General features: G+C 58.2%; 10 protein-coding genes. 4 read left to right on the forward strand and 6 right to left on the reverse strand.

From position 1 onward, the window contains the following. Positions 1 to 304: 304 nt before the first annotated feature. Genes K5H97_RS00095 through K5H97_RS00110 form a run of 4 tightly spaced genes read left to right on the forward strand, consistent with a single transcriptional unit; the run spans position 305 to position 6,520 of the window. Complete coding sequence (locus tag K5H97_RS00095) at positions 305 to 1,558, forward strand: TolC family protein (RefSeq protein ID WP_011953089.1); 1,254 nt, start codon at positions 305 to 307, stop codon at positions 1,556 to 1,558. Next, positions 1,555 to 3,021 (forward strand): efflux RND transporter periplasmic adaptor subunit, encoded by a 1,467-nt coding sequence (locus K5H97_RS00100; protein WP_011953090.1) that lies wholly within the window; start codon positions 1,555 to 1,557, stop codon positions 3,019 to 3,021. The genes K5H97_RS00095 and K5H97_RS00100 overlap by 4 nt, the downstream gene beginning before the upstream one ends. Next, entirely contained in the window at positions 3,018 to 6,176 is a 3,159-nt protein-coding gene (locus K5H97_RS00105) for an efflux RND transporter permease subunit (RefSeq protein ID WP_011953091.1), read from the forward strand. Before K5H97_RS00100 ends, K5H97_RS00105 begins: the two co-directional genes overlap by 4 nt. After that, positions 6,173 to 6,520, forward strand: a complete 348-nt coding sequence (locus tag K5H97_RS00110; protein WP_011953092.1) for a copper-binding protein — start codon at positions 6,173 to 6,175, stop codon at positions 6,518 to 6,520. The genes K5H97_RS00105 and K5H97_RS00110 overlap by 4 nt, the downstream gene beginning before the upstream one ends. A gap of 414 nt (positions 6,521 to 6,934) precedes the next feature. On the opposite strand, the gene K5H97_RS00115 is transcribed toward K5H97_RS00110, so the two are convergent. The 6 genes from K5H97_RS00115 to K5H97_RS00140 form a co-directional block, all read right to left on the reverse strand. After that, the gene (locus K5H97_RS00115) at positions 6,935 to 7,594 is read right to left on the reverse strand and encodes a methyltransferase family protein (RefSeq protein WP_011953093.1); all 660 of its coding nucleotides are present in this window, start codon (positions 7,592 to 7,594) and stop codon (positions 6,935 to 6,937) included. Next, entirely contained in the window at positions 7,591 to 7,866 is a 276-nt protein-coding gene (locus K5H97_RS00120; RefSeq protein ID WP_011953094.1) for a DUF2933 domain-containing protein, read from the reverse strand. Before K5H97_RS00120 ends, K5H97_RS00115 begins: the two co-directional genes overlap by 4 nt. Positions 7,867 to 7,891: 25 nt before the next feature. Then, positions 7,892 to 8,347: a hypothetical protein gene (locus K5H97_RS00125; protein WP_011953095.1), complete on the reverse strand. Its 456-nt coding sequence runs from the start codon at positions 8,345 to 8,347 to the stop codon at positions 7,892 to 7,894. Between the two features lie 138 nt (positions 8,348 to 8,485). After that, entirely contained in the window at positions 8,486 to 9,508 is a 1,023-nt protein-coding gene (locus K5H97_RS00130; RefSeq protein WP_011953096.1) for a YVTN family beta-propeller repeat protein, read from the reverse strand. Positions 9,509 to 9,773: 265 nt separating this feature from the next. Further along, positions 9,774 to 9,974, reverse strand: a complete 201-nt coding sequence (locus tag K5H97_RS00135; protein WP_004575963.1) for a heavy-metal-associated domain-containing protein — start codon at positions 9,972 to 9,974, stop codon at positions 9,774 to 9,776. Positions 9,975 to 10,311: 337 nt separating this feature from the next. Further along, positions 10,312 to 12,828 (reverse strand): heavy metal translocating P-type ATPase, encoded by a 2,517-nt coding sequence (locus tag K5H97_RS00140; RefSeq protein WP_012269848.1) that lies wholly within the window; start codon positions 12,826 to 12,828, stop codon positions 10,312 to 10,314. Between the last annotated feature and the right edge of the window lie 20 nt (positions 12,829 to 12,848).

Consider the following 12,848-nt stretch of genomic DNA (forward strand, 5'->3'; position numbering starts at 1 on the left):
GGATGGATCACGATTGTTGCCAGGATACTGATCCAGGATCAGCTGCCGACCACTCCAAAGCCTGCAAAGTGGGCCAGGAGTGTAGAACCGCGAGCACAGTTCAGGTCGAAATAATTAACCCCACGCTCACCTATTCTGCGCCTAGGCCAGTAGATACCTATGCGGTGAGCCTCGTAAACAGGGCGCCTCCTGACCCTTGGCGGCCACCCCGCGCCTGATTACCTCTTAAATTCACCCCATCGTCCTGTTTTGCAGCCGGATGATGGCATGCGCTTGCGCGCTGATTTTTTGAGGAATCATTTCCATGACTCCCCCACGTTACCGATTAGGGATGGCATGTCTGGCCGCTCTGATCAGCCTGTTGTCGACGTTACCGGCTCAGGCTACACCGTTGTCTCTGGAGGAAGCGCTTCAACTTGCCGAACGCAATGCCCCCATCCTCCAGGCCAGGCAAGAGCAAATGACGGCCGCTCGACACGCTGTGATCCCAGCAGGCGAGCTGCCTGATCCACGTCTCAACCTAGGAGTGCAGAACCTTCCTGTTGACGGCAGTGATCGTTGGAGCATGAACCGCGATTTCATGACGATGCAGGTTGTCGGCCTCTCCCAGGAAGTACCAAACCGGGACAAGCGGGAGGCACGAGTTGAGACGGCACGAGCGAGCGTTGAGCGAGCCGATGCAGAGGCGGTGTTCGAGCGCTTAAAAGTGCGTGCTGCCACAGCCCAAGCTTGGGTCGCGGCGTACACCGTTCAACGGAAACTGCAGCAGTTTGAGGACTTCTACAAAGAAAACCGTCTGTTGGCCGCAGCAATCCGCGCACGCCTGGCCGGCGGTACCGGCGCGACGGCCGACGCACTTGCTCCTGACCAGGAAGCTGCGCAACTCGATGAGCAAAAAGATGTTCTGCTCACACAGGCCGCTCAGGCACGGGCTGCACTCAAGCGATGGATTGGAGAGGATGCTGATCCGCAAGCTCAAGCATTTCCGCGCTGGCCAGTGAGCGCGCCGGACTATCTACACGCTATACATGCACATCCAGAATTGGCGACCTACAACGCCCTTACGCGGGAAGCACAAGCTCAAGTGCACCAAGCCTTGGCAGAAAAGAAGTCGGACTGGGGGTGGCAGGTGGATTACCAGCGGCGCGGGCCTGAATTCAGCAATATGGTGAGCCTGCAGGTAAGTTTCCAACTGCCCTTGTTCGCTGGCTCACGGCAGGACCCGATGATCGCGGCACGTCGCGCACAAGTCCGGCAACTGGAGGACGAACAGGAAGCGGCATTGCGTGAGCATAAAGCGCAGCTGGAGACAGATCTTGCGGATTACCAGCGATTGCAGCGAGCAGTGCAGCGCAGCCGTGAAACATTGTTACCGCTAGCGGAGGATCGAGTCCGCCTCGCCCTTGCTGACTATCGAGCCGGTAAATCACCCTTAAGTGAGGTTCTCACCGCTCGACGTCAGCGGGTTGAAACACGACTGCAAGACATCGATCTGCAAGGACAGTTGGCCGCGACAGCTGCACGGCTGCACTTCGCGTATGGAGAGGTGCGCGCATGAGAAATTCAACTATCAGCCTTGTGGTATTGGCCGCGTTGGCTATCGGCGGTGGCGTTGGCTATCAGCTAGCAAAGCGTGGGCAGGTGTCCACTGCCTCCCCTGAAACGCTACAGAAGGTGCTGTATTGGTATGACCCGATGTACCCCCAGCAGCACTTTCCAGCACCGGGCAAGTCGCCCTTCATGGACATGCCACTGGTGCCGAAGTACCAGGAAAGCACCGCTGCTGAGGTGAGCCCCGCAGTTCAAGTTTCACAGGGGCTCCAACAAAACCTGGGGGTCCGTCTGGCTACCGTAGCGAAAGGGCAGCTTGCTCGAACCCTCCAGGTGAGCGGCGTGCTTACCTTCGATGAGCGGGATTTTAGCGTTCTGCAGGCTCGTACCGGTGGCTACGTCGAACGCACCTATGGCCGCGCTACAGGCGACGTGGTTGCCAAGGGCGCCCCATTGGCAGATGTGTTGACGCCTGAATGGGCGGGCTTGCAGGAAGAGTACCTGGCGCTTCAGCGATCTGGGGACAATGAATTGCGCGCTGCAGCTCGGCAACGACTACTGCTGGCGGGTATGCCTGCCGATCTTATCAACCGGATTGACCGTACGGGAAGGGTCCAGAATTCGGTAACGCTCTTGGCCCCAACAGCAGGCGTCCTTCAGGCTCTGGAATTGCGGCCAGGCATGACAATGACACCGGGTGCAACGTTGGCGAAGATCAATGGTATCGCGAACGTCTGGCTTGAGGCCGCAGTACCTGAAGCGCAAGCCCAAGGCCTACAGGAAGGACAGGCAGTGCAGGCGAATCTGGCAGCGTTCCCAGGCGAACCTGTTCCCGGCAAGCTGACCGCATTGCTGGCTGATGCGGATCTGCAAAGCCGCACCTTGCGGCTTCGTATAGAACTGCCCAACCCCGGCGGCCGGTTGCGCCCAGGCATGACCGCGCAGGTTTCCCTCCATCCGTCCGGGCAACAGGATGACAGCCTACTGGTGCCAGCCGAGGCGATCATTCGGACGGGGAAACGCGATCTCGTAATGGTGTCAGAAGACGGAGGTCGATTCCGGCCGGTGGAAGTAGTGCTCGGCCAGGAAAGTGCTGGCCAGGTGGTCGTGCTGCGAGGCCTTCAGGCGGGCCAGCGCGTTGTGGCGTCCGGGCAGTTTCTGCTGGACTCCGAAGCGAGCTTGAAAGGTATCGAGGCCGTTACTGCTGGCGATGCTCCACTTGCGCAACCTGTACAGCCGGCTCTACATCAGGCCAATGGGCGCATCGTTCAAATAGAAGGTAATCAGCTGACCATCGCTCATGGACCGTTCGTGACGCTGGGCATGCCTGGTATGACGATGACTTTCCCTGTGGCAGATCCCCGCTTGATTGCCGGACTCAAGGTTGGCGAACGCATCCGGTTTGGAGTGCGCGAGCGCGATGAAGGCATGGTCATCGAGCAAATAACCCAGCAGGAGAACCAGCCATGATCGCGAACCTGATTCGTTGGTCGGTTGGCAACCGCGTCCTGGTCCTGCTGGCAACACTGTTTGCCGTAGCTTGGGGCGTTTTCTCTCTGCGCAGTTTGCCGATCGACGCGTTGCCTGACCTGTCAGATGTGCAGGTGATTATCCGCACCTCCTACCCAGGGCAGGCACCTCAGATCGTGGAAAATCAGGTGACATATCCCCTGACCACCACAATGCTTTCCGTACCCGGAGCCAAGACAGTGCGGGGCTTTTCAGCATTTGGAGACAGCTTCGTATATGTGTTGTTTGAGGACGGCACAGATCTCTATTGGGCGCGGTCCAGGGTGCTCGAATACCTAAGCCAGGTTCAGTCTCGATTACCGGCGTCCGCTAAGCCAGTGCTCGGACCCGATGCCACTGGTGTAGGCTGGATCTACCAGTATGCGCTGGTGGACCGCAGTGGTACCCATGACCTGGCACAGCTGCGCAGCCTTCAGGACTGGTTCCTGCGCTTCGAGTTGAAAACTCTTCCGGACGTTGCCGAAGTGGCGACGATAGGCGGGATGGTCAAGCAGTACCAGGTAGTGCTCGATCCGCTGCGCATGGCCAGCTTGGGAATCACTCAAGTTGAGGTTTCGGACGCCATCGCCAAGGCCAATCAGGAAACCGGTGGCGGCGTGCTCGAACAAGGCGAAGCTGAGTTCATGGTAAGGGCTTCCGGCTATCTGAAGTCACTCGATGATTTCCGAGCCATTCCCCTGCGCCTGGCTGCGAAGGGTATACCCGTAACACTGGGCGATGTAGCCACTGTACAGCTGGGCCCTGAGGCACGTCGCGGCATCGGCGAGCTTGATGGACAGGGCGAAGCGGTGGGCGGCGTAGTAATTCTGCGCAGTGGCAAGAATGCGAAAGATGCCATCGCTCACGTCAAATCCAAGCTTGAATCGCTGGAAAAAAGCCTGCCTGCCGGGGTCGAGCTGGTCACTACCTACGACCGTAGCCAGTTGATCGATCGTGCTGTGGAAAATCTGAGCCAGAAGCTGATTGAAGAGTTCATCGTGGTCGCACTGGTGTGCGCTGCATTTCTTTGGCATCTGCGCTCATCGTTGGTCGCCATCGTCTCGCTTCCGGTTGGTGTCCTCATTGCCCTGATCGTCATGCGCCACCAGGGCATCAACGCCAACATCATGTCGCTTGGGGGCATAGCCATTGCAATCGGTGCGATGGTGGACGCCGCTGTGGTGATGATTGAGAACGCGCACAAACGGGTTGAGGCTTGGCATACGTGGCACCCTGGAAAGTCGTTGCGTGGCGAAGATCATTGGAAAGTGATGACTGAGGCAGCAGTCGAGGTCGGGCCTGCGCTGTTCTTCAGCCTCATGATCATTACGCTGTCCTTCATACCGGTATTCACCTTGCAGGCTCAGGAGGGAAGGCTGTTTGCGCCCCTCGCATTCACCAAGACTTATGCAATGGCAGCAGCAGCGGGCCTTTCGGTTACCCTGGTACCCGTGCTGATGGGGTACTGGATTCGGGGTCGTTTACCGGCAGAAGAGCGCAACCCACTCAATCGAACCCTGATACGGCTCTATCGCCCAGCATTGGAGATCGTTCTACGCCGGCCAAAGCTCACGTTGGCGGGTGCACTGTTGATTTTGCTCAGCAGTGTCTGGCCCCTGAGCCAGCTCGGCGGCGAATTCTTGCCGCCACTGGATGAAGGCGATTTGCTGTACATGCCGACTGCCCTGCCAGGTCTTTCGGCGCAGAAAGCCTCTGAGCTTTTGCAACGTACGGACCGGCTGATCCGAACGGTACCGGAGGTCGCCAGTGTCTTCGGTAAAGCGGGCCGGGCTGAATCAGCGACCGACCCGGCCCCGCTGGAGATGTTCGAGACGACTGTCCGACTTAAACCGAAGGATCAGTGGCGAGCAGGGATGACCACTGAGAAGCTGATCGAAGAGCTGGACCGTACCGTGCAGGTACCTGGGCTAACCAATATCTGGATCCCACCGATTCGAAACCGTATCGACATGCTCGCAACCGGTATCAAAAGCCCGATCGGCGTAAAGGTTGCCGGCAGCAATTTGAATGAGATCGACCGGGTGACTCTGGCTATCGAGAAGGTGGCCAAAACGGTTCCAGGGGTGACTTCCGCCCTCGCCGAGCGATTAACCGGTGGACGCTACATCGATCTGGATATCGACCGCCAATTCGCAGCGCGTTACGGCCTGAACATTGCTGATGTCCAAGCGATTGTTGCCGGCGCCGTTGGGGGCGAAAACATCGGCGAAACCGTAGAAGGCCTGGCGCGATATCCCATCAGTGTTCGGTACCCACGGGAGTGGCGTGACTCTGTTGATGCCCTGCGGCAGCTACCGATTTACACCAGCCAAGGGGGGCGAATCACACTGGGAACCGTGGCACGGGTGCGTATTGCGGACGGTCCACCCATGCTCAAGAGTGAAAACGCGCGCCCCTCGGGCTGGGTGTATATCGACGTGCGGAGACGGGACCTGTCCTCCGTCGTTGCCGACCTGCGCCGGCTAGTCGATCAGCAGGTGAAGCTCGATCCTGGCATAAGCTTGAGCTATTCCGGGCAGTTCGAATACCTGGAGCGCGCCAATGCGCGCTTAGCATGGGTAGTACCGGCGACGCTGGCCATTATTTTCGTCCTTCTCTACCTCACGTTTGGCCGCCTCGGTGAAGCGCTGCTGATCATGGCTACCTTGCCATTTGCGCTAACCGGCGGCGTATGGCTGCTGTACATGATGGGCTACAACCTGTCGGTGGCCACGGGTGTCGGTTTTATCGCCTTGGCTGGGGTCGCAGCAGAGTTTGGAGTCATCATGCTGATCTACCTCAACAATGCCTGGACTGAACGAAACGGCAACGGTACGCAGGGGCAACCTGCGCTTCTGGATGCTATCCGCGAAGGGGCCGTGCAGCGCATCCGCCCCAAAGCCATGACCGTAGCAGTGATCGTCGCAGGCTTGATGCCAATCCTCTGGAGTAGCGGTACCGGCAGCGAAGTCATGAGCCGGATCGCTGTACCCATGGTCGGCGGCATGCTCACCGCGCCTTTGCTCTCACTATTTGTAATCCCTGCGGCTTACTGGCTCGTCAGGCGCCGCGGACTCGCTGTACACGATAACCCCCAAACAGGAGTAACCCGATGAAGAAGCTACTGATCAGCGCTGGCCTGGTGTTCGCCGTTGCGGCGGCGGTGCAGGCCCAAGACATGTATGGCACGGATATGAAGAATATGCCCATGGAAGGCAACGAGACCCAAGGCAGCCAGGCGGCTCCGACTGCATCGGCTGAGGGAACCATCAAAGCTTTGGAACCAGGTAAAGTTACCTTGGCGCATGGACCAGTATCAGCCCTGAAATGGCCGGCAATGACCATGGGCTTCAGCGCTACCGAGCAGCAACTCAAGGGACTCAAGGTAGGCGACAAGGTCAGCTTCGATTTCCGAATGAATGGGGGCACAGCGACGATCGTAGGCATTCGCAAGCAGTGACGGATTGACTTCTAACCCTGCCTATTAGAGCTGATAGGCAGGGTCATTTAGCCAAACTTTGGAAAAAGTGCTGCCGCAATTCCTGACCGCGCCGCCTTCAGCTCTGTGCCTCGGGACGCTAGTTGGTCTTTGCGCTCTGTAGCCGGGATGCATTCAGATCAGAGTAGTAGCTGACGTTTGAGCAGAGATCTTCGTGCATCACGATCTATATGGGTCGAAAGCGGACAGGGCATCGCAAAGTCATCCAACTGCCTGAGTTATCCGAACGCCAACAAGGATTCCACCGAGCTTGTCGACAAGAAAACCCGCGACAACTCAGAGTGTTATCCGAGCAAACAGACTTTGGATACCCTATTCCCGCTAGAAACACTGCCGCTGAAACCCTCCTGGCATGTAGCTCCTTCGTCCTACGCTTCAGCCTCTATGACCCCCACCCAACCTTTCGCGCAGGTGCGGAACGAACCTAGGCGTAACGCGGGTATAAGCTTCGTAGGCAGCGCCAAACTGCTTGTGCATTTCCCGCTCTTCGGAAACCGCCAAACGCCCGTACATCACCAGCAACACCGGGAACATTGCCAGCGTCAGCAGCGTCGGCCACTGAAGGAGAAAGCCCAGAAGAATCAGCACAAATGCCACGTACTGCGGATGTCTGATCCAGCCATAGGGCCCGACCGTTGCAAGTGAACGGCGGCGTTGCGCGTGATATAGCACGTTCCAGGCGGCAGAAAGCAAATAGAAGCCGAAACCCAGGAATAGGTAACTGGCAATGTGCAAAACACTGAAGTGTGGGTTGCCCTGGTCACCGAGCAACGTCGACCACAGATGGCCGGATTCGTGGGAAAGCAGATCGAGGTTGGGGAACCTGGCCTGCAACCAGCCTGACAACAGATAGATCGTCAGGGGGAAGCCATACATTTCCACAAACAGGGCAACGATGAAGGCCGAGAATGCACCGAAGCTCCTCCAGTCTCTCGCCGTTGCCGGCTTGAAGAAACTGAAGGCAAACATGATGAAGATCGCGGAGTTGATGAAAACCAGCGACCAGAGGCCATACGCGCTTTCACCATGATTCATGATGGATCTCCCGGCTTATGGATATCAGCCTTATCGGAGGGGGCCGGTTTGCTCTGGCCCTGGTGATGGTGTCCCCCATGTCCTCGATGCATGAAGACATGCATCAGCGGACAGGCGAGCAACAACAGATAAGGCAGGGCTCCAACGACATGGGCAAGGTGCTCGGTGAGCAGGAAGTAGACGGCGATCCCACCGATTACCACCAGGCCGATTGCATAGCGTGAACGCCAGAAACTGTGTGGTGAGCCGTTTTCATCGAAGTGAGGGTTCATAGCGACTCCTGGGAAAGGAGATGGGTTACTTCGATGCAGCAGATGGCATGCGGTCCATCATCATCTGCATCATCGACTCCATCATGTCCATGCGCTTTTCCATCATCTGGTGGCGGGCGGCCATATCCCCGCCCATGCCGCCATGCATGCCCCCCATTTCAGGCATGCCACCCTCCATGGACTTCATCATGGCCATGCCATTTTTCATCAGCGCCATATGCTCGGCCATCAACGCCTGACGGGCTTCCGGCGTTTTGGCTGCAGCCATCTTTTCGTGCATGGCTTGCATGGCCTTCATTTGCTGGTCCATCGCCGCCATTTGCCCTTTGTCCATTGGCTGAGAAGGCGTCTTCTCGGTAGCCGCCGCGCTTGGCGCATCGGCCGGGTGATGTGTCGAGTGTTCATCGGTGTTTTGCGCCATGGCGCCCACGGACGCTGCGGCCAAACAAAGTCCGATCAGTAAATTTCGAACGTTGTTCATCATCATCTCCTTAGCACTGTTTTAAAGCCGGATGCCTTGGTCTGGGCGCTAGGCCTCACCTGGCACGACAAGCAAATTACTGCGCCGGCGTGAATGCTCATTTTTCGCGTCGTGCTCGGGTTGTACACCGACGGGCTATTATTGGGCACTCGGCGGCTCGAAGCTGATCCCGTTTGGCCCGGCGCCAACCTTATGGGTAGCAACGACCTTTCGGCTGCTCGTATCGATGACAGATACGGTGCCCGCTTCAATATTGCTGACAAACACATAAGCGCCGTCGCTGCTGATGGCCACACCATGGGCACCCTTGCCGGTGGTCACGGTGCCCAGGCTGCTACGCGTCTGGAGATCTACGATGGAGACTCGGTCGTCCGGATTCTGGCCACTGCCCTGATTCGCGACATAGACCTGGCGACCGTCAACGGTGGCCATCATCTGGATTGGCGTGCGGCCGACATCAACCTTGCTGATCACCTTGCGTCTGGCCGTGTCGATGATGCCAAGCTGATTTGTCGCACTGAGCGAGACGAATGCCAGGCGACCGTCAGGGGCAAAGCCGACCTGGACAGGGCCTTTGCCCACGGGAATCTGCGCGGTTTCTTTGAGTGTGACGACATCGATAAGCGATACGCTGTCGCTCTTCATGTTCGCGATATAGAGTGTCCGGCCATCAGGGCTCAAGCGCAGCCCATGGGGATAACGCCCAGTTGGAATACCGGGCAACTCGATTCGCTGCTCAAGGTCAAATACTCGCACCTGGTTGGCAGCGGAATCGGTCACAAAAGCTCGCAGCCCGGTGACGTCGGTGACCACATGAGCCGGGTGATCGCCTGCCGGGAAGCTGAACGGTGGCCTGTCCAGCGCGCTGGTACTGAACACCAGCAACTGCCCACCGGGCTTTTCACCGCTCGAATGCCCCGCATGTCCAGCCACTCCAACAACCAGAAGCAAGCTGCCGTCGGGCGAAACCTGTAGGTTGTGGGGTGCGATCGGCAAGGCGACCGTGCTCACATCACCTGTCGCAAGATTTACCTGGCTAATGGAAGCGGACCGTTCATTGGCCGTGTAGACGTTACCCGTAGGGTTTGCCATGACCAGCCCCAGAGGGATGAGCAGGGATATCCCCAAGGCCATAGAACTAAACCGCTTGGCAGTCATCATTGTGAATGAGCTCCAACGAGGGGCCGGGGTATGTGAGCCAGGCTGGCCTATACATTTACTCAAGATAAACACCAATCGCGAAGCATTTTCTTGATCAGCGTCAACGTCCACAGCTTGACTCGGCACTGGGTGATCGAAGGCCGTCCATTTCTTGGGGAGTATTGCTGGCTATCCCGACCCGGAGTCAGTCGACATCAGGCTGTATATGAAGAAACCGCGCCATGAAACATGGCACGGCGGCTTGCCATCTGAGCGGTAACGAGACTTAGCGACTGACTTTGGTTGGGTAACCAAGCGCCTGGACCAGTGCACCGACGCGTTCCGCCTCGATGTTGCTTTGGACACTCACTGTACCGGCAGCACGATCAACGATCACCTTCGCGTCGCCATCGGCAGCCTGGATGGCCTTGGTGATCTTGTTGACACAACTGCCACATCCCATACCGGAAACTTCCAAAACGAACATAGCGGGCCTCTCATGCTGGTACGGCTTTTCTCGCCGCATTTACAGCTTCAACCTTGACACGATGACAAGGTCAAGGCCCGGTCAAAGGATTTATCTTCGCCCTGAAATCTTGTCCAACTCCTCTGGCGGCGGCCCCTGCTGCATCACAATTGTCCCTTACGATCTTGGCAGAAGATGGCGGACGTCGCAGTTGCCCGATGTCCTCCATCAGGACCAGATTGGCGCCGAACTCGCGGACATACCCGCTAAGGCCAAAGCCCTAGACAGTCAGTCATATGGATCAGGCGTTGAAACGCTGATGGCGGAACTTCCTCTCATAGGTTGCGGTGTGCCCATTTCAGTCTGTGACTACGCGCTTCAGCCGCAGTGCGTTGAATACCACGGAAGCCGAACTTACGCTCATGGCCAATGCCGCAATCATCGGTGACAATAGATGGCCGGTAAGCGGGTAGAACAAACCTGCCGCCAGCGGTATGCCCATAGCGTTGTAGAAGAATGCGAAGCCCAAGTTTTGACGCATGTTCTTCACCGTGGCCACGGATAGTGTTCTGGCCCGCAGGATGCCCATCAGGTCGCCCTTGACCAGCGTCAACTGGGAGCTGTTCATGGCAACATCGGTGCCAGTTCCCATGGCGATCCCGACATCAGCCCGGGCCAGCGCAGGGGCATCGTTGATCCCATCTCCTGCCATGGCAACCCGGCGCTTATCGCCCTGCAGGAGCGCCACCAGTTGCTCCTTGTCCTCGGGTTTCACTTCTCCGTGGACTTCCTCGATGCCGAGTTGTTTCGCGACCGCACGTGCCGTAGTCAGGCCGTCGCCGGTGGCCATGATGACCTTCACATCTTCTGCCTGTAGCCGGGTTACCGCCTCCTTGGAGGTGGGTTTGACCGGATCGGACACCGCTAGCAGGCCAGCGAGCACGCCATCGACGGCCAAGTACATGATACTCATGCCTTCCAGACGCAGCTGCTCGGCGCGGTCTCGCAACGGACTGGTGTCGAGGCCAGCCTCTTCCATCAAGGTCGTGTTGCCAAGCTGCAGCCGTTTGCCGTTCACCTGGCCACGTACACCGATCCCAGAGCCCGACTCAAACGCCTCTGGCTTGGACAAGCTGTGTCCATGCGCTCGCGCATGATCGACAATCGCATGTGCCAGCGGATGCTCGCTGCCTTGGTCCAGGCTGGCGGCAAGGCGCAAGACTTCGGGTGGCATGAACTGCCCGGTACCGACCACGCTATGAAACACTGGCCGGCCCTCGGTGAGGGTCCCGGTCTTGTCGACGATCAGCGTGTCGATCTTGCAGAGGTTCTCGATAGCACTGGCGTCTCGGAAGAGCACGCCACTGCTGGCAGCCTTCCCGGTAGCGACCATGATCGACATGGGAGTGGCTAGGCCGAGCGCGCAGGGGCAGGCAATGATCAGGACCGCGACCGCATTGATCAGGCCGAAGACCCAGCCAGGCTCCGGTCCGAAAAGCCCCCAGCCGAAGAGCGTGACCAGCGCGACCAGAATCACCCCCATGACGAAATAGCCGGCCACGGTGTCCGCCATCCGCTGCATCGGGGCTTTCGAGCGCTGAGCCCGCGCGACCATCTGCACGATTTGCGAGAGCACTGTCTCGGCGCCGACCTTCTGCGCCGCCATCACAAGGCTGCCGTGGGTATTCAGCGTGGCACCGATGAGTGCATCCCCAGCTTTCTTCATCACTGGCACGGGCTCGCCTGTCAGCATGGATTCATCGATAGCACTTTCGCCTTCCAGGACCACCCCGTCGACCGGCACCTTCTCGCCAGGGCGAACGCGCAGGTGGTCGCCCGTATGCACGTGGGTGAGCGGAATATCTTCCTCCTGACCATCGGCCCCGATGCGACGGGCCGTCTTGGGGGCAAGACCCAGGAGCGACTTGATGGCGGCGGAGGTTTGTGAGCGCGCCTTGAGCTCGAGCATTTGGCCGAGCAACGTTAATGAGATGATGACTGCAGCCGCTTCGAAGTAGACACCGATGCGGCCATCCTGCATGAAAGTCGTCGGGAAAACCTGCGGGAACACTGTGGCCGCAACGCTGTATAGGTACGCCGCAGCCGTTCCCAAACCTATCAGGGTCCACATATTCGGGCTGCGATTACGAATCGATGCGACCCCACGCACGAAAAACGGCCAGCCAGCCCATAGTGTCACGGGAGTGGCCAGAATCAACTCCACCCAATTCTGTGTGGCACCATGCAGCAATTGGAGTTGGTGGGCAGTCATGGCCAACACGGTCACGATGACCGTCAGGGGCAAGGTCCACCAGAAGCGGCGGGAGAAGTCCTTGAGTTCCGGGTTCTCGTCTTCCTCAAGCTCCGGTATTACCGGCTCTAGGGCCATGCCACAGATTGGGCAACTGCCCGGCCCACGCTGGCGGATTTGGGGATGCATCGGGCAAGTGTATTCGGCGTCCGCCGCGTTGCTTGGCTGCGGGGCAGCCGAGTGGAGATGGCCCGCGTGTTCTTGGTCCTGGGGAGGGCTAAGATAATGCACAGGCGCTGCGCGGAATTTCGTCAGGCACTTTTCACTGCAGAAGCGGTATGTCCTTCCCTCGTATAGCTCGAAGTAGCGACTATCCGGTGGCACCGTCATACCGCATACCAAATCGCGCTGACTACCATCCGGTTGCTCATACGGGTGCGAGTGGTCATGGTCATGGTCATGCTGGCACGATTCGGTGTGCATGAAGTAGTTCCCTTTGTTGTCCGGTTTGGACGAGTTTTCACCCTTCTGGTGAGAATACCCGCCATGGTTGTGCCCGAAGAGTTGCGTCAGCGGACAGAGCAACAAAATTAAATAACTGTAGTGCCTGTGACAGGTGGCCATAGTGCACGAGCCACATAAAA

The organism is Pseudomonas mosselii (assembly GCF_019823065.1).
Lineage (GTDB): Bacteria > Pseudomonadota > Gammaproteobacteria > Pseudomonadales > Pseudomonadaceae > Aquipseudomonas > Aquipseudomonas mosselii.

What these genes read in the sequence shown, in the direction of transcription:
- K5H97_RS00095 (WP_011953089.1), top strand. Translation starts at nt 305, where the DNA reads ATGACTCCCCCACGTTACCGATTAGGGATGGCATGTCTGGCCGCTCTG.
- K5H97_RS00100 (WP_011953090.1), top strand. Translation starts at nt 1,555, where the DNA reads ATGAGAAATTCAACTATCAGCCTTGTGGTATTGGCCGCGTTGGCTATC.
- K5H97_RS00105 (WP_011953091.1), top strand. Translation starts at nt 3,018, where the DNA reads ATGATCGCGAACCTGATTCGTTGGTCGGTTGGCAACCGCGTCCTGGTC.
- K5H97_RS00110 (WP_011953092.1), top strand. Translation starts at nt 6,173, where the DNA reads ATGAAGAAGCTACTGATCAGCGCTGGCCTGGTGTTCGCCGTTGCGGCG.
- K5H97_RS00115 (WP_011953093.1), bottom strand. Translation starts at nt 7,594, where the DNA reads ATGAATCATGGTGAAAGCGCGTATGGCCTCTGGTCGCTGGTTTTCATC.
- K5H97_RS00120 (WP_011953094.1), bottom strand. Translation starts at nt 7,866, where the DNA reads ATGAACCCTCACTTCGATGAAAACGGCTCACCACACAGTTTCTGGCGT.
- K5H97_RS00125 (WP_011953095.1), bottom strand. Translation starts at nt 8,347, where the DNA reads ATGAACAACGTTCGAAATTTACTGATCGGACTTTGTTTGGCCGCAGCG.
- K5H97_RS00130 (WP_011953096.1), bottom strand. Translation starts at nt 9,508, where the DNA reads ATGATGACTGCCAAGCGGTTTAGTTCTATGGCCTTGGGGATATCCCTG.
- K5H97_RS00135 (WP_004575963.1), bottom strand. Translation starts at nt 9,974, where the DNA reads ATGTTCGTTTTGGAAGTTTCCGGTATGGGATGTGGCAGTTGTGTCAAC.
- K5H97_RS00140 (WP_012269848.1), bottom strand. Translation starts at nt 12,828, where the DNA reads ATGGCCACCTGTCACAGGCACTACAGTTATTTAATTTTGTTGCTCTGT.